Here is a 20,463-nt window from a genome sequence, read left to right as displayed (position 1 = left end):
ATAAGATTTTAAAGTTTTTTGATCGATTAATTTTATTAAGGTAAAGATAGTTCAAAATCGGCATTCCCCATACTTTGGGAAGGATAAGCTTTAAAAGAGTTTTATTTAACGGATATTAAAGGAAAATACCGCTTCGTTGGTATAGAATTCTCCCGGCCTGAGAAGTGCAGAAGGAAAGTGATCGTGATTGGGGGCATCCGGATAATTCTGGGCCTCAAAGCAAATGCCTCCGAAAGTTTTAGGAGTATAGACCACTACGGAAGGCTGATTGGTTTTAAGCGACATTTCAATGCCTGTACCCGGTGAATACAAGGAAACAGCAACTTTCTCAGGATCGTCCAGCACAAAAGTATTGTCCATTTTCAGATCGCCGATCTCTTTGATCTTACGGAAATCCAAATCTGTTTTTCCAACCGATTTCAATTTTCCGGTGGGAAGGAGGTTTTCTTTGATCTCAAGGTATTTGGAAGCATTGATACTTAGTTCATGCCCTCCTATATCGAGATATTCGCTCAGGTTAAAATAAGAATGATTGGTCAGATTCACGATCGTATCCCTGTCGCATATGGCACTGTGGGTGATCTTTAATTCGTTCTTTTCCGTAAGCTGATAAGTAAGTTCTGCTTTGAGATTTCCGGGATAACCTTCCTCTTTGTCCTTGCTGATACAGGAGAGTTTAACATAAGGATCTTCTCCCTCGGAAACATCATCAATAAACCAGAACTTCTTGTCAAAACCATTCTGCCCTCCGTGAAGATGTATTCCTTCTTCCTTATGCAGTTGATAAACCATTCCGTTCAGGCTAAAACTACCATTGGAGATCCTGCCTGCATAGCGACCTATACAGGCTCCCATGTAGCTGTAATTCTGTAAATAATCGCTGGGATTTTTATATCCTATTACCACATTTACCGGCTTTCCGTTTTTATCGGGGACCATTAATTCCTTAATGATAGCGCCATAGTTGAGTACAGTAAGCTGTAGCCCCTGTTTATTCTGGATGGTAATTTGGCGGAAATCTTCTAGGATCATAGATCAAAATTACTAAAAATCAGCCTATATACAGAGTTTAATCTGCTGATTAAAAGAATTTTGAAAGGCTTATTTTAAAGAAGCTGTCGTTTTTAAAATTAGATAGTATGAATTCCCCATCATCAATTTTACTGAATATTCTTGCCTCCAATTCCAGTTTCAGGGAATTCCCGATCCTTCGGGAAGCCTCCAGACTGTATATCCTGCTGCTGTTTTCCAGATCGAAGATACCGCCCATAAGAAGCTGGGTATCCTGTGTATCATTAAGAGCCAGTCTGCTTCCGAAGAAAACATCATTTTGCAAAGCGTTCAGAGCCAGTTCATCCCTTTCATCATAAAGATATTCCCCAAGGATCCCAATATCGAGGCCACTGTTTTTGATATTGCTGAATGTGTATTCCAGGCCTCCGGTAAAGGCAAAGAAATCCTGAAAATCACTGCTGCGGTAAATGGATTCGATCTTCCATAAAAAGGCATCATGTGTTATCTGCAGATCGAGCCCGGTCTGATTGATCACCGGGTAAAAGGCATTGATACTACCATCTTCATTTGAACTGAACAAAGGTTCTCTTCCGGTTCCGTAGAAGTGTGAAAGGCCGATATCGAAAATGCTGAAATAATGCTTGTACCTCACGGCAAAATCCTGATGCCATTCCTCTGCAGCGCTCTCAAAACCTATATCGTCCTGATTGATGGGAATACCAAAGCGAAGGCGACCTTTTTCTCCGGGAAAAGTTCGTTTTCTGAAATAGGGGAGATAGAAAAAATCGAAGGTACCGAAGCTGGTATTATAGGAGAACTGCACCATGGGTTGCCCCAGTTTTTCTTCTCCGTCAAAGCTCTCCACTTGATCGGTCTGATTGATAATATCTACCAGGTGATTGCTTTCGGTCACTCCCCAGAATATCTTTTTTAGCCCCACGCTAAGCTCCCATTTGTTATGTACCTTCTGGTAGTAAAGCTCGCGTATATCATAATGGGTCCGCTCATCATCCGTATCTATTCTCAGAAACCCCTTAAAATTTATCTGATCATCCCCTTTGTTCCAATCGATGGAGTATTCCGGTCTTAAAGCCAGGGAAGGGAAATGATCATTCTGCCCTGTAAATTGTGCATTGTCAAAAAAGTAACGATATTCTGCCTGGACTTCCAGTTCAAACTCCTGTTCAAATTTTTTAGCTTTTTTCTCCTGTCCGAAAAGAACGGAAGGCAGAAAAAAAGAAAGAAAAACAATAATTGCTGATCTCATGGTTGTTTCTTTATCTGATTTTAGTTTACCCGACCCGGCCGGAATCCTTCCCGACCGGATCCGGGCAAACAACTATTAACCCCTACTTAATATATCTTAGCGCCCTGCTCGTTTAAGGGCATTCTCTGTAAAGCTTTCATCGGTGAGTTGTATATCAAAATCGTATTCCCCGAAAATAAGTTTGGTTTCCTTTCTGCTCTGGTGATTCACCATATGCAATTCCAAAGCTCTCCAGAACTTGTTTTTATACAATTTGTAGTTCCCGTAATTAAGTGTCTTTAGCAGGGCTCCTTTCCTGTCGTAGAACTCAACTTTCTCTATGCGGTAACCCTTGCTCTTATTGTATTGTACCAGGCGTTTGGTATAACCCGACTTGGGATCTACAGGATCCTGCTCTACCGTAATGATCCCGTTTTCCTCTTTGAGGAATTTATAGGTGTATTTTTCCACTTCCTGAGACGATAGATCTTCATAGGCAAACTCACTTCCTACGAAGGGCCCCGATTTATTGTTAGAGGATATTCTTTTTACCCTTTTTATGGAAGGCAGGTATAACCACTGATCATCACTTCCTACTTTATGAGTAAAAGTTAAAGTGGCCGTCCCCTTAACGTCTTTCGGGCTGTTAAAAGTGATCAGGGATTTGTCTCCGTCCTCCGTAAGCTCCAGGGTCCTGGTGGTTAGTGTTCTTTCACTGGTCTGCCCGTTCTTGTTTTTCAGGACCATTTGCAGATCTACTACCGAGCTTCCAAAGCCCAGGTCCGCTTTTTCTGCGGCTTTGGCAACTTCAAGACCTTTACTGGCAGCATCCTGCGCCAGAAGGTTATCAGAAAATATAAGTGCTGTTAATGCGAATAAAATTTTAATGTTCTTCATGATTTCTTTTTTTATGATTTAATGACTTGTGGTTGAACTTTTTCCGGGGTTGCTACGGCCTTGGGTTTGCTGGCAGTCAGGATCAGCAGTGAAGGCAGCAGGATAAAATCGATGATCAGAGCCGATGAAATAATGATCAGCGTGATCTGCGCCATATAACTGTTTAAGGCAAAATGCGACTGAGCAAGAACTGCAAAACCAACAATAAGCACAATTGTGGTGGTTACCAGGGCCTTTCCAACGGTTTCGAACGCATAGACAACTGCCTGCCTGGCGTCATAGCCGTATTCTCTCTGTGCCCTGAGGAACTTACTCATAAAATGCACCGTATCGTCTACAATGATCCCGAGTGTCATCCCGAATACGATCACCATTCCGGTGTTGATCTGCGCTTTATACAGAGCCCACAGCCCGAAACCGACCAGCACAGGGGTAACATTGGGAATGATACTTAAGAGTCCCAGTTTAAAATTGCGAAGGGCCAGCATCAGGACCAGTGAAATAAGGATCAGGGCAATGATATTTCCTTTAAACATGCTATCCGCCTGTCGGAAGCCCAGTTTGGAAAACATAAGAGTAGGACTTACCCCGATGGCATGCATATATTCGGGAGTATTCTGCTTTAACCAGTTCTCCGCCCTTTTTGAAAAAGCGATCATACTTGCACTGTCTACATTTTCGATGGTAACGGTTAAACGGGTCTCCGATTTGTCTACATTGATCTGGTTATTGAGATCCAGGCCAAAGGGAAGGGATAATTCATAAAGAAGCAGGTATTGAGCGGCTTCCTCCCTGTTTCCGGGCACCTGATAATAAGCTTCGTCATCTCCGTGCATCGATCTGTTAACACGCCTGGCTACCTCACTAAAGGCATTTACGTGTATCACTTCGGGTTGCTCATTGAGCCAGTCCTCGAATTCATTCAGTTTACGGAGATATTCCGGGTTGTTGATCCCTCCGCTTTCTCCGGCACCCACAGAGAATTCCACATTGTAGATCCCGGTTAGATTCTCGCTGATATAATCGGTGTCTGTTCTGAATTTTACGGTCTCATCAAAGTAGTTGACAAATTCGTCGTTAAACCTGTTTTTTGTCGCTGTAAAGGCCATCAATCCGATGATAAGCAGGGAAATGATACTCAGCTTTACCGGATTTTCCGCTACGTAGGCTCCAAGACGGGTGTATAGCCCTCTGTTCTCACTTCCGGCTTTGACTACTCTCTGTTTAGTTCTTACAGGGAAAATAGCCATCAACGCAGGAAGGGTTGTCGTAGAGTAAAGGAAGGCCATGGCCATTCCGAAAGCGGTAATATTACCGAGATCCCAGAAAGGGGGAACATCTCCGAAATTCATCGTCAGAAAACCGATAACTGTAGTCAGACTGGTAATGAGGACCGGCATAAAATTAAGCCGCATAGACTCTACCAATGCTTCTTTTTTGCTCAAACCTTCTTTCCTCATTTTCTGAAGCATGGTAATCAGGATATGAATACTATCGGCGACGGCGAGGGTAAGGATCATAGTCGGGAATACGGCAGAAGGCGGGGTTAACTTGATCCCGGTTATTCCGAGGAAGCCTACGGCACTGATCAGCGAAAACAGAACCACCAGAAGGGTAGAGATCGTACTGAAAATGCTGCGGGTAAGGATCAGGGTTGTCAGGATCACAATAATGATCATAATACCTGTGAGCATAAAGTCTTTTTGCGAGTACTCGAAAAAGGCCGTATTAAGAGGCACCAACCCTGATGTATGTATATCAAAGTCGGGGTGCTTTTCCCGGAACTGACTGATCATATTACGTGTAAAAGCTGTTACCTCGGGAATTTCAACCGCACTGTCTTCTCCGGGCAGTCTTACGGTAATATTAATAGCCGTAACACTTCCGTCCTTACTGAGAAGACGATCTACCAGCAGCGGTTCTTTCAGGGCCTTTCTCTTTATTTCCTGAATTTCCTCGTCGGTCTTTAAATGCGATTCATAAGAGAGATCATCTACGTAAAGATCATCACCTTCTGCACTTGTATGTTGGAAATTGGTAATAGCATCAACTCTGGAGGAATAGGGGGTATTCCAGGATTCTGCCGTTAATTCTTCTATGGCGATGAGATTCTCTTTGGTAAATATGTTCTTGTTTTTTGGAGAAAGCACGATAAGAACGTTGTCGTCTTTGGTATACTTCTCCTGGAGGGCATCAAAAGCTTCCAGCTCGGGATTGGATTTACTGAAAAATACGTGATAATCTCCGTCGAATTCCATTTTCCCCTTGGAAGCGAGTCCAAAGGCTAAAACAATGGTAGCGATCAATACGGGCCACTTGTATTTTATTACAAATTCTGCCCATTTAATGGCGAAACGATTCGCCTTATTTCCAAATCTTTTAATTGCGTTCATTTTGTTAATTTATAATTGACCAGTCGTCTATAAAAAGTTTAAAAAATTGCCCTGAAGTCTTACCTCCAGGGCAAGGGGATTAAATTTGGCTCATACCTCCGTCAACTTCCAATTCAATTCCGTTTACATATGAGGCTTCGTCCGAAGCCAGAAAAGTTACTGCATTGGCTATTTCTTCAGAACTTCCGAAGCGCTTCAGCGGATTTTGAGAGGCAAAACTGGCTCCCATTTCATTTACCGCTTCCTCAGGCATACCTATCTTACTGTAAATAGGAGTTTCAATAGGGCCCGGAGCAATAGCATTTACGCGGATCTTTCTGTCTTTAAGTTCGTTGGTCAGTACCCTGGCATAGGCGCGTAAAGCACCCTTGGTAGCACTGTAGATAGCGGCTCCTTCAAAACCTTTCTGATGTACGATAGAGGTGTTGAAAATAATAGTTCCTCCGTCATTCAGCTGTGGAATGGCTGCCTTGGATAAAAAGGCCGGCCCTTTAATATTGGTATTGAACTGAGAATCGAAATGATCTTCATCTATCTGTTCTGCCGGAGTGAAATACGCAACTCCCGCATTGGCAAACAAAATATCTATCTTCCCGTATTTTTCTACCGCTGCATCGATCAGTTTCTGATTGTCTCCTGTTTTGGATTGATCTGCCAGCACTGCGGTGAAATCGCCATTAAGCTCTTTAGATACTGCATCCAAAGCTTCCTGTCTTCTTCCCGAAAAAACAACTTTAGCTCCTTCGTTAAGGAATTGTTTTACGGTTGCAAGCCCGATACCGCTGTTACCTCCCGTAACTACGGCTACTTTATTTTGAAGTTTTCCCATGATTTTGTGAATTAAGGTTTTTTATTAAATATATATGACCAGTCATCTAGTAACCGGGTAAAAAATTTTATTTTAGTATTACATTTTCAATAAAATGATAATAATTGTCTAATGGAAAAGGGCTTTGAGTTTCTTTCATTGTGGTCAATGCTCCTTTCCCGGCATCTTCTATAAAAGATACAATTTGATTAGGGGATAGCTGAGATCTTATCTCTCCTGCCTGTTGAGCTTCCTCAACTACCTTTATGATCTCACCTTTAATACGGCTCTCAATACTTACTATGGTGTTCCTGATCTGTTCGCTATGCTCTGCCATTTCGTTTCCGAGATTACAGGCCATACATCCCATGGTACATTCGTGTTCTCCTTTCATCTTTTCCAGGCGGAAACGATAGAAGGTCAAAAGACGCTGCTTGGGAGATGCATCCGTATTGTGTAAAACTTCGGCTGCAGGTTTGAACATAATAGCGAAATAACGTTCCAGAGACTTTACTGCAAAATCTTCTTTGCTGTCAAAATAAAAATAGAAAGAGCCTTTAGGAACGCCTGCGGCTTTTACAATATCGTTTACACTGGTACCATTGTAGCCTCTGCTCCACAGGATCTCCGAACCTTTCTCAAGAAGGTAGTCCGCTTTGGCTTCATGTTTTAGTGTTTTATGCATATTGTAATTTTACAGATACAAAAATATGACCAGTCGTCTAGTATTTGCAAATTTATAATGTTAAAATTATATTAAGCAGTAAAAATCCGCTGAAAAGTTAAATATTTCTAAATTTTATAAATTATGCAACACAGCATTTTTTTACTCGTCTTTAAGAGTGATTAGCAATTGTAACCAACTTAGAAACTAGCCGGCATGTTTCAAATAGAACTGATTGAAAAATGCAAATTAAACGACAGGAAAGCGCAACTGACATTGTACAGGCAGTATTGTGATGGTATGTTCTGTGTAGCGATGCGTTTTCTTAAAAATACGGAAGATGCCGAAGATGTGCTGCAGGAATCCTTTATCCGTGCTTTTCAAAAAATCCATCAATACAGGGCCGAAGTAAGTTTCGGAGCCTGGTTGAAACGGATAGTGGTAAACAGATGTATTGATTTTTTAAAAGTGAAACACGAATATTATCTTTCACTGGATGAAGGTTATATGCAACTGGCGGATGAGAATGACTGGGAGATTGAAGAAGGGATCTCTGTTGAAGAAGTAAAACAAGCTATCGAATCCCTTCCTGAGAAGTATAAATATGTAGTTATGCTTTATCTGATAGAAGGATATGACCACAAGGAGATCTCCGAAATACTCAAGATTTCCGAAACCGCCTCCAGAACACAACTGATGAGAGGTAAGAATAAATTAAGAGAATCATTAAAAATCAGGCGTAATGGGACAAGATCTTAGAAAGCTTTTTAAAGAAGAACAACAGTTGTCCGCTCATAAAATGAAGGATGGACATGAAGAGCGATTTTTACAGAAGCTGGAGGAGGAATTACCGGTTTCCAGGAAAAGATCAAATTTCTATTTTATGAAGATAGCGGCTTCTATTGCAGTTCTGCTTGCAGCGGGAGTTATTTCTTATAATCTAATAAATTCTAAAGATGATCTGAAAGGAGGAGAGGAAGTGGTTGAAACGAATACTACGAATACGACTCCGGTAAACCAGATCACCCTGGGGAACATTTCCCCCGACCTGAAAAAAGTAGAGGATTATTACGTTACCAATATTAATCTTCAGCTTTCCAGTATTGAAGTAAATGAGGAGAATAAACAGCTTTTTGATGGCTATATGAAGAAGCTTACGGAACTGGATGATGATTATAAATTACTGAATAAGGAATTGAACGAAGTAGGGCCAAATGAACAAACCATTACTGCTTTAATCAATAATTTACAAATACGGTTACAATTGCTAAATCGATTACAGAAAAAGTTACAAGAATTAAAAGAAGATCAAAATGAAACATTTAAAAACGAAACAGTTTAGTTGTTTTTGGATTGCCGTATTAAGTGTAGTATTTGCAGCAATTGGGCAAACCCAAACCAAAAGGTACACGGAGAATTTTAAGATTAACGGTGATGCCGTTATCGAGATCAATACCAGTCATACTGATATTGAATTCGAAACCTGGGACCGCAATGAAGTAGCGGTGGAAGCTATTATTGAAATTGAAGGAGTGAGTAAGGAAGAAGCCCAGAAATACTTTGAGAACTGGGACTTTGAAGCGGTAGGGAACAGCTCGAAGGTTAGTATCAGTACTAAATCGGGATTTAATTTCAGAGGCTTGAATATCGATACTGATTTTGTGTTCCCACAGAATTTTAAAATAGAGATCCCGGATATCGATTTTGAATTCCCGGAGATCAATGATATCGAATTCGCTCCGATGGTACTGGAATTATCTGAGATCCCACCTCTGCCACCTATCCCTTTTCACAGCTTTAAGTCGTTTAATTTTGATTACGAAGCTTATAAAAAAGACGGAGATGCTTATCTTAAAAAATGGAGAAAAGAGTTCAACAAGGAATTTGACGGCGAATTTAAAAAGGAGCTGGAAGAATGGAAGAAGGAGATAGAGAAGTATAAAGGAGAGCGTGAGAAACGCAAAGTGGAACTCAAGAAGAGACTTGAGGAGAGAAAAACAGAACTGGCCAAAGTAAAAAAAGACAGGAAAAGACATATAGAAGAGGCCAGGAAAAAAGCTGCCGAAGCAAGAGAGAAAGTAAAAGAACAACTCAAAAAAGCGAATGTTTATTACTTTTCCGGAGATGAAGATAAAAATATCAAGATCAAGAAAACGATCAAGATCAAAATGCCGAAAAGCGCCAAACTTAAAATGGACGTGAGGCATGGAGAAGTAAAATTGGCTCAGAACCTTAAAAATATCAAAGCAACCTTGTCTCATACAAGGTTGCTTGCCGATAATATAGATGGTGAATATACGGATATAGAAGCCTCGTATTCTCCTGTAATCGTTCAGAACTGGAATTACGGAAGGTTAAAAGTAAATTTCGTGAAGGAAGTAGAGCTTAAAAATGTAAAAAGCCTGAAGCTCACTTCTAATTCTTCGGATGTTTACATAGGAACCATTATTGATAACAGCATTATTAACGGTTCTTTCGGAAAACTGGAAGTGAGTAAAATAGGAGAGGGGTTCTCATCTCTGGATGTGAGCCTGGAGAATACCGATGCCAGACTGGTATTACCTAAAACGGCTTATAGTTTTTACTGTAACGGAGCTAATTCCGATATTGTTTACCCTGAATTCCTGGTGGTAAAGGTAACGGATGACTATTCCAATAAACTGATCAAAGGATATAGTAAAAGCAAGAATGCAGATAAGTCCATTTACATTAATGCCAAGTACAGCGATATAGTTATGCAGTAAAACTACACTTCAATTTTACTGATGTCCCCAGCTGTTTTCGTCATCCTTGTTTTTAGGAGAAAGCCCCAGGATATCTCCGGCTGTACTTACACCTAATCCCAGAACAGTTCTGTTCGCATAGTTAAAATAACTCACTACCTGGTTGATCTCCAGGATCTCACCATCGTCATATCCGAATTCTTTCAACTCATTTATTGTGTCCTCATTCAGGCCGGCAGCATTAAAAGTCAGCTCTTTGGCATAATGAAAAGCAGCAAGTTGTTTAGGATCGAATACCATAGCGAGTTCATCGGCTTCCACAGCTGCACGGATCTTATCTGAAGTGGCATCGTCATTCAGGAAACGTTTCATCCCTTCAAAATGATGCAGATAACAATAAGTACATTTATTGATATAACTTACATAAGTGCCCAAAGCTTCCAGGAACCAATTAGGAAAACTGTTACCGCTGTGATGCAGTACGTTTTTATAAAGGTTCATATGGCCCGTAAGTGTATGTGGCCTTAAACTATGAACACTTAAGATATTGTCTATATAGTTATCCGGCCCCTTTATGCGGTCGTAAATAGTTTTTAATTTCCCTTTAGCCTCGGAATAACCGATGGTTTTTATCCAACTCATAAAATAAGATGTATTTAATGAGCTGCTAAATTAATGCGAATCTTTTAGTAATTCGGGATATTTTCTTTGAAAAGATCTCAGTCTTGGAACGGATACATTTCTTATATAGGGATTGTTCGGATGCTTTCTTTCAAAATCCTGATGATATTCTTCCGCTTTATAAAAAACTTTAAAAGGCACAATTTCAGTAACTATGGGCCTGCTGAAAATTCTTTCCTGCTCCAGCTTTTCCACATAGTGAATGATAGACTCTCTTTCTTTTTCGTTCTTATAAAAAGCTATCGACCTGTATTGGGGTCCGCGATCCGGCCCCTGTCTGTTCAGGGTTGTCGGGTCATGAGAGCCGAAAAATACACGTACAAGGGTATTAAAACTAACTACTTTAGGATCGTAGTATACTTCAACTGCTTCAGCGTGACTGGTAAGTCCGCGTCCTACCTTTTCATAGGTCGGGTTCTTTTCTGTTCCTCCGGAATAACCAGATATAACTTCCTTAACTCCTTTTACGCTTTCAAAAACAGCTTCAACGCACCAGAAACATCCACTGGCAAAATATGCAGTCTCATATTTGGACAGATCCTGAATAGCTTCCTTCTCAAATGTCTTTACCTTGGTTATTTTAGCGACTTTATCGGAGGTTTTGGCTTCACAGCTTACGATAAACAGTGCTGTAATAGCTAGCAATGCACCGAATTTTACGTACTTCATGACAATATTTTTTGTGATTGGTCAGTCGAATTATAACGGATTCCTTACTTAAATCGTGTTTAAAGTGTGTTAAGATTTAACATAAAAAACCCCGACTACTTTGTGTGTCAGGGTTCTGCTTGGCGGTATGACAACGGCAGCCCGGATAATATAAAAGCTACCGTATATGAATAAGGTGGTTGTTCCTGTTCTATTCCCTGGCCAGTTTTTTGGTTAGGGTAAAGCCTGTGAATAGACCTATACCTGCCATAAGGAAAATGGTTCCTGCAAAAGCTACTCCTTCCTCAACACCCAGATTGTGATGTAATATAGACCCAATAAAAACTCCTATTCCGATTCCCATAAATAGTACAGCAAGATTGAGGATGATTATTTTCCAGGTTAGGGAAGGACTCAGCTTTTTATTACTGAAAAATATAGAAGCATCCGCTCCCTTTTCTATTAATGCCAGTCGTTCTTTGTTACGGGTAGAGTATCTTAGGTAGGCAATCCCGAAAATAACGATAAACATCGTAATAAATATCAATATTTCTGCTTCCATAATGTTTAGATTTTTAAAAGTTAAATTTTGTTTCATCCGTATGACTTTCAAAAACCTGGATCGGTTACAAAAAAATTGAATTTATTTTTTTTAACTTATAGATGTAACCAAAACCGTCTTTTAATAGTCATATTGTTTGAATGACTGATCAACCTGACCATTATTATATAAACCGTGTTCTGGAAGGCGAGGTGAACGCCTTTTCATTTCTGGTAGAAAAATACCAGAATATGGTGTTTACCATTGCCCTGAAATTAATGAAGGAGAGGGAAGAGGCCGAAGATGTAGCGCAGGAAGCTTTTATAAAGTGTTTCCAGTCGCTTAAAAAGTTTAAAGGGCAGTCCAAATTCTCGACCTGGCTGTACAGGATAAGTTATAATCATTGCCTGGATAAGCTAAAGGAAAAAAAGAGATATGTACGCTCAGATCATATAGATGAGGTGAATGAGAGCCAGATAGATGCAGAGACCGATGCTTTTTACGCCCTCGAACAGAAGGAACGGAAAGAGTATATTGAAAAAGCCCTTAAAAAGCTCTCTGAAGATGATCAGTTGCTTATGACCTTGTATTATTATGAGGAATTATCTTTAAAGGAAATAAGTGAAATTACAGGCATTAAGGCCAATAACATAAAAATAAAATTATACCGGAGTCGCAATAAACTCTTATCTTTATTAAAAGATTCTGCAACTCTTTTTAAATAATTGAATTATGGAGGAGAAGAAAAAAAACATAGACCGGGATCTTAAAGACAGCTTTAAGGAAATAGGTTTGAACCGACCTTCCACTGCTTTTCTTCATCAGATCATGACGGAAATTCAGGAGAAAGAGGACCAAAAAATATACGAACCTGTTATTTCCCGCAAATGGTGGGTCGGGATAGCTGCTGCCGTACTTGGCCTGATATCACTTTCATTCTTTATGGATGGAGGCGCCTGGTTATCGCAATGGATCCCCACAGAAAAAGTACCTCAAATGCAAATGCCTTCTATAGATCTTTCGAGCGGTATTACCGTCTCTAAAAGCGTATCTATAGGTATTCTCCTGGGAGTTGTTTTATTGCTGGTACAAATGGTAGCACTTAAGAACAGGCTGGCCAGAAGTTTTGAACTTTAATGAATAATTAAAATAAAAAAAGAACCCTGACAACTCATATGTCAGGGTTTTTATTTTGATCGGGTTTTTATCTTGGAACTCTTATCTCATTTCCAAAAAACAAAGCATTCAGGAATAAACGGTTGGTTCCGTACCAGGAGCCCCGGAAATTCGGATTATCTGCAAACAAAACAGCACGACCACGACCTACCGGACTTACGATAAGAGAGGCGGAGGGCTTCATAAATTCGTTGAGGTTCCTGTCGGTAATAAATCCATCTATATGCGGATCAGCAGAATATTTGGCAACCGTAGCATACTCATTTTTACTTGGAGCAAGCCAGATCGTATTGTTCTTATACACAGGGATGGAAGTATCGTGATAGCCAAAACCTAACGGATGCGTAACATCGAGGTCTACCTTAAAGATAGCTCCTCCTACGCTCTCCTTTCCGAGATTTTCGGGAGCATCCACATAAGGTTTTCTACTTACTGCCTTTAAGGAATCTTTCTTTTTGGCCTTTGTTAGTTTTTCGTTCACAATTTTCGTGTTGATGGCCCACCTGGAGGCAGACCCGATAGTGATAAGGGTATTGCCCTTGGCTATCCAATCTTTAATTCGCTTTTGCTGATTGGAATCTAACTGATTGTAGTTTCCGGAAACCAGTACCAGGGTATTATACCTGTCCAGATCGGAACGGGAGAAATTGCGCATTGGGATCTTGGTGATCGGCATATGTACCCGGGTATCCAGTAAATGCCATACTTCTCCTGCTTCATAGGATCTGACCCCGTTTCCGATAACCATAGCCGCTTTGGGCTTTTGTACGAACTGCACATAACGGCTTCCCAGATCTATTCCGCTTAAGCTGAAACCGGAAGCTACCGAATACATGGGAACCTTGTATCTCTTTTGAGCCTCGGTAAGTGCCTGATATACTTTTTCCGGACTGAGTTTTTGTTTGCTCACAGGAACAACCAGGGTTCCGTAATTAAATTTTTTCGATATGGTTGATGTCTGTATGGAAAAAGGCTTATAAGCCGCAGCTACATTTACGCCTTTATGCTGAAGGTAATACAATACCGCAGAAGCATTGTAATCGTCATAATCGATAATATAGGCATAAGACGACCTTGATACCGGACTTACCTTAACCAGATCTTCCGTAGAAGTAACTTCTCCGGTGGTGGGTACATTACTGCTTACGGCTCTGTACTTAACATTGTAAAAATTAGCAACCGACCAGGCCGAGGCATCATAAAAAACACTGTCTCTATATTCCTTATAGGTCTCAAAAACGGTTTGGACCATTCTGTACTGCGGCTGATTGGTAGGAACTACATACTTATTTTCATCATTGGTCTTGTATACTTTAATGCGATGCAACAAGAGCTTATCGATAAAAGCTTTAAGCCTGTTTTTATCGAATTTATCTTCAAAAGTATAAGCTCTTATCCTCTTTTTTGAGGCATTGCTCAGGGCGCTTTTAAAGAAATCCTGCTGGTATTTTCTTAAAAGAGCTTTATTCTCCACTGCAGCTTTAACCGTGGTCATACTGGAAGTATACTGATTCCGGATAGTAAAGGGGAAAGTTATTTTTCCGTATGGTGTTTTCTGTACATGTCCTCTCGAACTGGCTTGCTCAAAAAGCAGTGCCAGGCCTCCCTGTAGATCGGGATAGGAAGATCCGTAGCCGGGATAGGTACCGTCAAATGCTTCCTTGGTAAAATACAGAGATCCTATACTGTCTAAAGCTTTTGAAAAATAAGCCCCGAAAATATCATTCAGATCCGTATAGTTTTCTTTGGGCATAATGGGGTCTTTGGAGCCTATGGGTTTCATCGGTTCGAAGAAATAGGTGCTATTGGTTCCCATTTCGTGAAAATCGGTCACCACATTGGGGTACCATTCATGATACCAGTTCAGTTTTCCACGGCTTTCGGGGTTTATTCCCAATAACCAGTCGCGGTTAAGGTCGAACCAATAATGATTGGTCCTTCCCTGGGGCCAGTATTCGCTGTGTTCAGCATCCTGAGGATCGCTGACAAGGGGATTCCCTTTATAACTGTTAGCCCATTGCGTATGCCGGTCCCTTCCGTCCGGATTGATCGTGGGATCTATAAAGATCACCGCGTCGGAGCGATACTTTCTTATTTCCGGATGATTAGATGCCAGGAGAGTATAAGCACTTAGCATAGCTGCTTCTGAACTTGAAGGTTCGTTTCCGTGAACATTGTATCCCAGGTTGATGAAAATAGGTACCTGATCGTAATTGGAAGCACCCGAATTGGTATCTACAAAAGCGAGATGTTGTTGTTTTATCTGTTCCAGATTTTGTAGATTCTGAGAAGAACTGATGGTAAGGATAACAAGCTTACGCCCTTCATGGGTCTTTCCGTATTCATAAATGCTGGCCATATCTGAAATACGTGCCAGTTCTTTTAAATACGCAACGATCTGATCATGCCGGGTATGCTGAGAACCGATCGGATATCCTAAAAAGGCTTCCGGAGAAGGAATGGCAGAATTAAAAGGTTGGTATTTTTTTAAGAAATAATCCTGAGCGGATAGTGAAATGGTGAAAAATGCCAGAAAAATGACAGTGTAATTCTTGAACATGATGGCTGATTTTTGATTCTAAAGATAGTAAATAAAAAATCAGCATCCCCTCCGATAAATGTCATTTAAAAAACATTCAGACGGCAATTTGTGAAAGCTGTTTTTTCTCGAAATAAGAAAAATAAATGGCTCCCAGTACGGTAATGAAAAAGTAGATAATTACCAGGATAAAGCCAATATAGGACACCGATTTCAATCCAAACCAATCTCCTGTGTAATAGATAAAGCCCAAAGCGGCAAAACTTCGGATCAGTTCTAACCATACGGCATAGTTTTTACGGTCCATCAGGGTAGAATATCCATAAATACCGATAAACACCATCGCTCCATAAATAAGCAATTCGTTAAAACTCAGGTTTCCGAAACTGTAAAACATAAAGAGCATCAGCCCTGTACAACTGAGAAGCTGGAATATTGAATACCAGATAAAAGCTTTTGTGGCTTCTGTTTCGTATTTGTCAAAATTATAAACGTCATTGATCACCTGGACAGGATACTTTTCTTTTACGTCTTCAGGTCGCCATCCTGTGGGCATAAACCAGATAAGGAATTTGGCCTTCCAGCTACTGGTTCTCCAGGCATCCTGCATCAATCGCCAGATATGCTGAAAGTTGATCAGAATGGGATTCCAGGTTTTAGCAGGTTTTAAAATACCGTATACGGGAGGTACTTCTTTAAGTTCTTCCTGAAAAGTCCCGAACATCCTGTCCCAGATACAGAATATCTGCCCCAGGTTTTTGTCAATATATTCCGGATTAATGGCATGATGTACCCTGTGTTGAGACGGGGTAACAATAATATATTCCAGCCATCCCATTTTACCGATGTGTTTGGTATGATACCAGAACTGTGCAAAAAGATGGATAGGAGCTATGATATTGATGACATTCTCCGGAACTCCCATAATGGCAGCAGGGATCAGAAGCAGAGGGAAGTACCCCAGAATATTGGAAACAGATTGTCTGAGGGCGCAAGCCAGGTTAAACTCTTCACTGCTGTGATGTATTACATGCTGGTTCCAGAAGAAATTCACTTTATGGCTCAGGCGATGATTCCAGTAACCTGCAAAGTCTATGGCAATAAAACCAATTATATAAACCGTTAAAGTCGATTCGATATTAAAAAGCGCCAGATGTTTAAGCAGGAAAGGGTAGGAGATAATGATAACAGCCAGGCCGAGAGAATCCTTGATAATATTGGTAAGGCCCGAACTCAGACTGGAAATGGTATCCATAGGCTTATGCATCTGATTTTTAATGAAATATCCGTATAGGATCTCCAGTAAAACCAGCCCGATAAAAAAAGGAATTGCGATCAATAAAGCCTTGGCATATGTTTCCATAAATAACAATTAATGGTATAGTTGTTAAATATACTGAGTTTCGGGAAGCAGAGCAAAAGCTTTTAAGAATATACCAAAAAAAAGAAGAGGCAATCTTCCTTTCGGTTGGATCACCTCTTACGGGTCTATTAATCAAAAAAATTGAATCAATTCTTAAAACATAAGGAGGTGACGGTTTGCGATATTGTGTGTGTTGAGAATATCGCTGTCAATAGGTCGGTAAAAAGAAGTGGGTGAAAATTTCTCGGACAAATATATAAGGATTTATGATTTAATTAAAAAATTTTCGATGAAAAAGGTAATTTTTGTTTAAAAGGGCAATTTTAATCGATAAAGTCCCCTTAAGAATACGAAATCCTTAAGGGGACTTTTTATTATTAGCTTATTTTTTAGTCTTCAACAAGTACCCATTCCCCCTTGTTGATAAGCGGTTCTGCCTGTTTGTATTTCAAAACTTTGTTTTCACCACTCATCACATTTTTAATGGTAACCCTGTCATTCCTACCGATCTTGGGCCTGTCCCTCACGATAGTCTCGGTTACCTGGGGTCTTTGCTGGGTCTGTTGTCCTGCTGCCCTGTTTCTTGCCGCCAGCTCATCGCTGTTAAGAACTTCTTCTTTGGAAGTCTGAAGATTTTCTTTTGGTCTGCTTACTGTTCTGGCTTCCTGTATGTTATCAGCATTCTGAGTAGGTAATTCTCCTTTGAAAAGGAAGGAGATAATTTCCTTATTTACTTTGTCGATCATTGATTTGAACAACTCAAAAGCTTCAAATTTATAGATCAACAGAGGATCTTTTTGCTCGTGTACCGCTAATTGCACGGACTGCTTTAACTCATCCATTTTCCTCAGGTGAGTCTTCCAGGATTCATCTATAATAGCCAGGGATATATTCTTTTCAAAGTCGGTTACCAGCGATTTCCCTTCACTTTCATAGGCTCCCTGAAGATTGGTAACAACATTCAGGGTCTTAACTCCGTCGGTAAACGGAACCACGATCCTTTCAAAACGATCTCCCTGAGTTTCGTAAACATTTTTGATTACCGGATATGCATTTGCAGCGTTGCGCTCTATTTTGTTGTTGTATTGCTCGTAAGCTGCTTTATATATCTGGGAGGCGATCTCCTGTGGCGCCATTCTCTTAAAGTCGTCTTCGGAAACGGTAGAAGTAAGAGAGAAATATTTTATCAGCTCGAACTCAAAATTCTTGAAATCATTTGCTGCCTTATTGGTATCTGCAATTACCTCACAGGTATCAAAGAGCATATTGGCAATATCTACTTTAAGACGTTCTCCCTGAAGTGCGTGCCTTCTACGTTTGTAAACTACCTCTCTTTGCGCATTCATCACGTCATCATATTCAAGCAAACGCTTTCTGACCCCAAAGTTGTTTTCCTCTACTTTTTTCTGAGCTCTTTCGATAGATTTGGTCATCATGGAATGCTGAATAACTTCACCTTCCTTTAATCCCATTCGGTCCATCATTTTTGCCACTCTGTCCGATCCGAAAAGACGCATCAGGTTATCTTCCAGAGATACATAGAACTGTGAACTTCCCGGATCTCCCTGTCTTCCCGATCTACCTCTTAACTGTCTGTCCACACGTCGGGAATCGTGACGTTCCGTACCTATAATGGCTAATCCACCTGCCGTTTTTACTTCATCGGTCAATTTAATATCGGTTCCCCTACCGGCCATGTTGGTCGCTATGGTTACCACTCCTGCATTTCCTGCTTCCGCAACGATATCGGCCTCTTTTTTGTGGAGTTTCGCATTCAGGACATTATGAGGGATCTTTCTCAGGGTAAGCATTCTACCCAATAATTCTGAGATCTCAACAGAAGTAGTACCGATAAGCACAGGCCTTCCTGCTTTGGAAAGCTCGGTAACTTCATCGATCACAGCGTTGTATTTTTCTCTTTTGGTTTTATAAATAAGATCCTGTCTGTCATGTCTGGCAATCGGACGGTTGGTCGGGATCTCCATCACATCCATTTTGTAGATCTCCCAGAATTCTCCTGCTTCCGTAATTGCCGTACCGGTCATACCCGATAGCTTACGATACATTCTAAAGTAATTCTGAAGTGTAATCGTAGCAAAAGTCTGGGTAGCATCCTCGATCTTTACATTCTCCTTTGCTTCAATCGCCTGGTGCAATCCGTCAGAATAACGACGTCCGTCCATAATACGTCCGGTTTGCTCATCAACGATCATTACTTTATTTTCCATCACCACATATTCCACATCCTTTTCAAAGAGGGTGTAGGCCTTTAGTAGCTGATTCATCGTATGGATACGCTCACTCTTAACACTGAATTCCTTGAACAGTACTTCTTTTAACTCTGCTTCCTTCTCGATAGGGAGGTTCTGATTCTCAATTTGAGAGATCTCCATCCCGATATCGGGCATTACGAAAAAGTTAGGATCACTGTCTCCGGAAAGATATTCAACTCCCTTATCGGTAAGTTCTATCTGATTGTTCTTTTCTTCAATTACGAATAACAATTCCGCATCTACCTGATGCATTTCACGATTGTTATCCTGCATATAGAAATTTTCTGTTTTCTGAAGAAGTTGTTTGATCCCTTCTTCACTCAAAAACTTGATAAGAGCTTTATTTTTGGGAAGTCCTCTGTGAACTCTTAATAAAAGGAATCCTCCTTCTTTGGTATCTCCTTCTGCGATAAGTTTTTTAGCCTCTGCAAGAACTCCGGTCAGGTACTGACGTTGTTTGGCAACAATATCGGACACTTTGGGCTTTAATTCCAGGAATTCATGACGATCTCCCTGCGGAACCGGCCCTGAAATAATAAGAGGGGTTCTGGCGTCATCTACCAATACAGAATCGACCTCATCAATAATTGCATAATTGTGTTGTGGTTGAACCAGGTCCTTTGGTGAGTGCGCCATATTATCACGCAGATAGTCAAAACCGAATTCGTTATTTGTTCCGTAAGTAATATCGGCTTCATAGGCCTTTCTCCTGGCATCCGAATTAGGCTGGTGATAATCAATACAGTCTACACTCAATCCGTGAAACTGAAAGAGAGGTCCCATCCATGCGCTATCCCTTTTTGCCAAATAGTCGTTAACGGTAACCAGGTGTACCCCGTTACCGGTAAGTGCATTTAAGTAAACGGGAAGTGTAGCCACCAGGGTTTTACCTTCACCTGTTTGCATCTCCGCAATTTTACCCTGATGAAGTGCAATACCACCTATAAGCTGCACGTCATAATGTATCATATCCCAGGTAACTTCCTTTCCGGCGGCATCCCAGGAATTTTTCCAAACAGCTTTTTCGCCGTCAAGACTGACAAAATCTTTACTTCCGGATAATTCCCGGTCGAAAGCCGTTGCTGTTACCGTAATAGTTTCGTTTTCTGCAAAACGCTTTGATGTTTCTTTTACGACTGCAAATGCTTCGGGAAGGATTTCGAGGAGTACTTTTTCGGAAGCTTCATAAGCTTCATCTTTGAGCTTATCTATTTCCGTGTAAATATCTTCCTTTTTATCTATATCTTCTGTAGTATTCGCTTCTTCCTGTAATTGTGCTATTTTTTCATCAAAAGCAGCCCGGCCTTCTTTTATTTTGCTTTTAAAGGCTTCTGTTTTTGATCTGAGTTCATCATGAGACAGTTGAGAAACTGAGCTTTCAAATGATTTGATTTTATCAACAAGAGGTTGTATTTCCTTGATATCCTTCTTCGCTTTATCACCTACAAACGTCTTGAGGATTGAATTTAGTAAACTCATAGTGGTTTTATAATTTAA

Annotated in this window: 17 protein-coding genes; 5 read left to right on the top strand and 12 right to left on the bottom strand. The window is 40.6% G+C overall.

The window, feature by feature from the left end; translation table 11 throughout:
* Window positions 1–105: 105 nt before the first annotated feature.
* The 6 genes from GWK08_RS02040 to GWK08_RS02015 all read right to left on the bottom strand — a co-directional run bounded on the left by GWK08_RS02040 (window position 106) and on the right by GWK08_RS02015 (window position 7,043).
* Window positions 106–1,032 (bottom strand): aldose epimerase family protein, encoded by a 927-nt coding sequence (locus tag GWK08_RS02040; protein WP_163605242.1) that lies wholly within the window; start codon window positions 1,030–1,032, stop codon window positions 106–108.
* 49 nt (window positions 1,033–1,081) lie between these two features.
* Entirely contained in the window at window positions 1,082–2,281 is a 1,200-nt protein-coding gene (locus tag GWK08_RS02035; RefSeq protein ID WP_163605241.1) for a hypothetical protein, read from the bottom strand.
* A gap of 96 nt (window positions 2,282–2,377) precedes the next feature.
* Complete coding sequence (locus GWK08_RS02030) at window positions 2,378–3,157, bottom strand: outer membrane lipoprotein-sorting protein (protein ID WP_163605240.1); 780 nt, start codon at window positions 3,155–3,157, stop codon at window positions 2,378–2,380.
* 11 nt (window positions 3,158–3,168) lie between these two features.
* Window positions 3,169–5,550, bottom strand: a complete 2,382-nt coding sequence (locus GWK08_RS02025) for an efflux RND transporter permease subunit (protein ID WP_163605239.1) — start codon at window positions 5,548–5,550, stop codon at window positions 3,169–3,171.
* A 79-nt stretch (window positions 5,551–5,629) separates the two neighbouring features.
* Entirely contained in the window at window positions 5,630–6,379 is a 750-nt protein-coding gene (locus GWK08_RS02020; protein ID WP_163605238.1) for an SDR family NAD(P)-dependent oxidoreductase, read from the bottom strand.
* A gap of 67 nt (window positions 6,380–6,446) precedes the next feature.
* Complete coding sequence (locus tag GWK08_RS02015) at window positions 6,447–7,043, bottom strand: TetR/AcrR family transcriptional regulator (RefSeq protein ID WP_163605237.1); 597 nt, start codon at window positions 7,041–7,043, stop codon at window positions 6,447–6,449.
* Window positions 7,044–7,238: 195 nt separating this feature from the next.
* Here GWK08_RS02015 and GWK08_RS02010 point away from each other — a divergent pair, with 195 nt between their 5' ends.
* Genes GWK08_RS02010 through GWK08_RS02000 form a run of 3 tightly spaced genes read left to right on the top strand, consistent with a single transcriptional unit; the run spans window position 7,239 to window position 9,766 of the window.
* Entirely contained in the window at window positions 7,239–7,781 is a 543-nt protein-coding gene (locus GWK08_RS02010) for an RNA polymerase sigma factor (RefSeq protein WP_163605236.1), read from the top strand.
* On the top strand, window positions 7,765–8,364 hold the full coding sequence (locus tag GWK08_RS02005; protein ID WP_163605235.1) for a hypothetical protein: 600 nt from the start codon (window positions 7,765–7,767) through the stop codon (window positions 8,362–8,364). The genes GWK08_RS02010 and GWK08_RS02005 overlap by 17 nt, the downstream gene beginning before the upstream one ends.
* The gene (locus GWK08_RS02000) at window positions 8,336–9,766 is read left to right on the top strand and encodes an ATP synthase subunit B family protein (RefSeq protein WP_163605234.1); all 1,431 of its coding nucleotides are present in this window, start codon (window positions 8,336–8,338) and stop codon (window positions 9,764–9,766) included. Before GWK08_RS02005 ends, GWK08_RS02000 begins: the two co-directional genes overlap by 29 nt.
* 15 nt (window positions 9,767–9,781) lie before the next feature.
* On the opposite strand, the gene GWK08_RS01995 is transcribed toward GWK08_RS02000, so the two are convergent.
* The 3 genes from GWK08_RS01995 to GWK08_RS01985 form a co-directional block, all read right to left on the bottom strand.
* A complete protein-coding gene (locus GWK08_RS01995; protein ID WP_163605233.1) occupies window positions 9,782–10,387 on the bottom strand; it encodes a carboxymuconolactone decarboxylase family protein in 606 nt (201 codons plus the stop codon).
* A gap of 30 nt (window positions 10,388–10,417) precedes the next feature.
* Entirely contained in the window at window positions 10,418–11,095 is a 678-nt protein-coding gene (msrA, locus tag GWK08_RS01990) for a peptide-methionine (S)-S-oxide reductase MsrA (protein WP_163605232.1), read from the bottom strand.
* A gap of 190 nt (window positions 11,096–11,285) precedes the next feature.
* On the bottom strand, window positions 11,286–11,636 hold the full coding sequence (locus GWK08_RS01985; protein ID WP_163605231.1) for a DUF6249 domain-containing protein: 351 nt from the start codon (window positions 11,634–11,636) through the stop codon (window positions 11,286–11,288).
* 140 nt (window positions 11,637–11,776) lie between these two features.
* On the opposite strand from GWK08_RS01985, the gene GWK08_RS01980 reads away from it, so the two are divergent.
* Together GWK08_RS01980 and GWK08_RS01975 are read left to right on the top strand one after the other, a co-directional pair.
* A complete protein-coding gene (locus GWK08_RS01980) occupies window positions 11,777–12,340 on the top strand; it encodes an RNA polymerase sigma factor (RefSeq protein WP_163605230.1) in 564 nt (187 codons plus the stop codon).
* A gap of 7 nt (window positions 12,341–12,347) precedes the next feature.
* Window positions 12,348–12,752, top strand: a complete 405-nt coding sequence (locus tag GWK08_RS01975; RefSeq protein ID WP_163605229.1) for a hypothetical protein — start codon at window positions 12,348–12,350, stop codon at window positions 12,750–12,752.
* A 67-nt stretch (window positions 12,753–12,819) separates the two neighbouring features.
* Here the strand turns inward: GWK08_RS01975 and GWK08_RS01970 are convergent, their stop codons facing one another.
* The 3 genes from GWK08_RS01970 to secA form a co-directional block, all read right to left on the bottom strand.
* Window positions 12,820–15,351, bottom strand: coding sequence for a M14 metallopeptidase family protein (locus tag GWK08_RS01970; protein WP_163605228.1), 2,532 nt, complete (start codon window positions 15,349–15,351; stop codon window positions 12,820–12,822).
* Window positions 15,352–15,427: 76 nt separating this feature from the next.
* On the bottom strand, window positions 15,428–16,693 hold the full coding sequence (locus GWK08_RS01965; protein ID WP_163605227.1) for a sterol desaturase family protein: 1,266 nt from the start codon (window positions 16,691–16,693) through the stop codon (window positions 15,428–15,430).
* A gap of 389 nt (window positions 16,694–17,082) precedes the next feature.
* Entirely contained in the window at window positions 17,083–20,445 is a 3,363-nt protein-coding gene (gene secA, locus GWK08_RS01960) for a preprotein translocase subunit SecA (protein ID WP_163605226.1), read from the bottom strand.
* Window positions 20,446–20,463 lie beyond the last annotated feature (18 nt).

Origin of the sequence: Leptobacterium flavescens (assembly GCF_010671605.1) — a bacterium.
In the GTDB taxonomy this organism is placed as follows: Bacteria; Bacteroidota; Bacteroidia; order Flavobacteriales; family Flavobacteriaceae; genus Leptobacterium; species Leptobacterium flavescens.
This window is presented reverse-complemented; position numbering and strand designations above follow the sequence as displayed.

Bases quoted from the DNA above. Each gene is read 5' to 3' on its own strand.
- GWK08_RS01965 (WP_163605227.1), bottom strand. From the start codon at position 16,693: ATGGAAACATATGCCAAGGCTTTATTGATCGCAATTCCTTTTTTTATC.
- GWK08_RS01995 (WP_163605233.1), bottom strand. From the start codon at position 10,387: ATGAGTTGGATAAAAACCATCGGTTATTCCGAGGCTAAAGGGAAATTA.
- GWK08_RS02010 (WP_163605236.1), top strand. From the start codon at position 7,239: ATGTTTCAAATAGAACTGATTGAAAAATGCAAATTAAACGACAGGAAA.
- GWK08_RS02015 (WP_163605237.1), bottom strand. From the start codon at position 7,043: ATGCATAAAACACTAAAACATGAAGCCAAAGCGGACTACCTTCTTGAG.
- msrA (WP_163605232.1), bottom strand. From the start codon at position 11,095: ATGAAGTACGTAAAATTCGGTGCATTGCTAGCTATTACAGCACTGTTT.
- GWK08_RS02040 (WP_163605242.1), bottom strand. From the start codon at position 1,032: ATGATCCTAGAAGATTTCCGCCAAATTACCATCCAGAATAAACAGGGG.
- GWK08_RS01970 (WP_163605228.1), bottom strand. From the start codon at position 15,351: ATGTTCAAGAATTACACTGTCATTTTTCTGGCATTTTTCACCATTTCA.
- GWK08_RS02020 (WP_163605238.1), bottom strand. From the start codon at position 6,379: ATGGGAAAACTTCAAAATAAAGTAGCCGTAGTTACGGGAGGTAACAGC.
- secA (WP_163605226.1), bottom strand. From the start codon at position 20,445: ATGAGTTTACTAAATTCAATCCTCAAGACGTTTGTAGGTGATAAAGCG.
- GWK08_RS01980 (WP_163605230.1), top strand. From the start codon at position 11,777: ATGACTGATCAACCTGACCATTATTATATAAACCGTGTTCTGGAAGGC.
- GWK08_RS01975 (WP_163605229.1), top strand. From the start codon at position 12,348: ATGGAGGAGAAGAAAAAAAACATAGACCGGGATCTTAAAGACAGCTTT.
- GWK08_RS02025 (WP_163605239.1), bottom strand. From the start codon at position 5,550: ATGAACGCAATTAAAAGATTTGGAAATAAGGCGAATCGTTTCGCCATT.
- GWK08_RS02005 (WP_163605235.1), top strand. From the start codon at position 7,765: ATGGGACAAGATCTTAGAAAGCTTTTTAAAGAAGAACAACAGTTGTCC.
- GWK08_RS02000 (WP_163605234.1), top strand. From the start codon at position 8,336: ATGAAACATTTAAAAACGAAACAGTTTAGTTGTTTTTGGATTGCCGTA.
- GWK08_RS01985 (WP_163605231.1), bottom strand. From the start codon at position 11,636: ATGGAAGCAGAAATATTGATATTTATTACGATGTTTATCGTTATTTTC.
- GWK08_RS02030 (WP_163605240.1), bottom strand. From the start codon at position 3,157: ATGAAGAACATTAAAATTTTATTCGCATTAACAGCACTTATATTTTCT.
- GWK08_RS02035 (WP_163605241.1), bottom strand. From the start codon at position 2,281: ATGAGATCAGCAATTATTGTTTTTCTTTCTTTTTTTCTGCCTTCCGTT.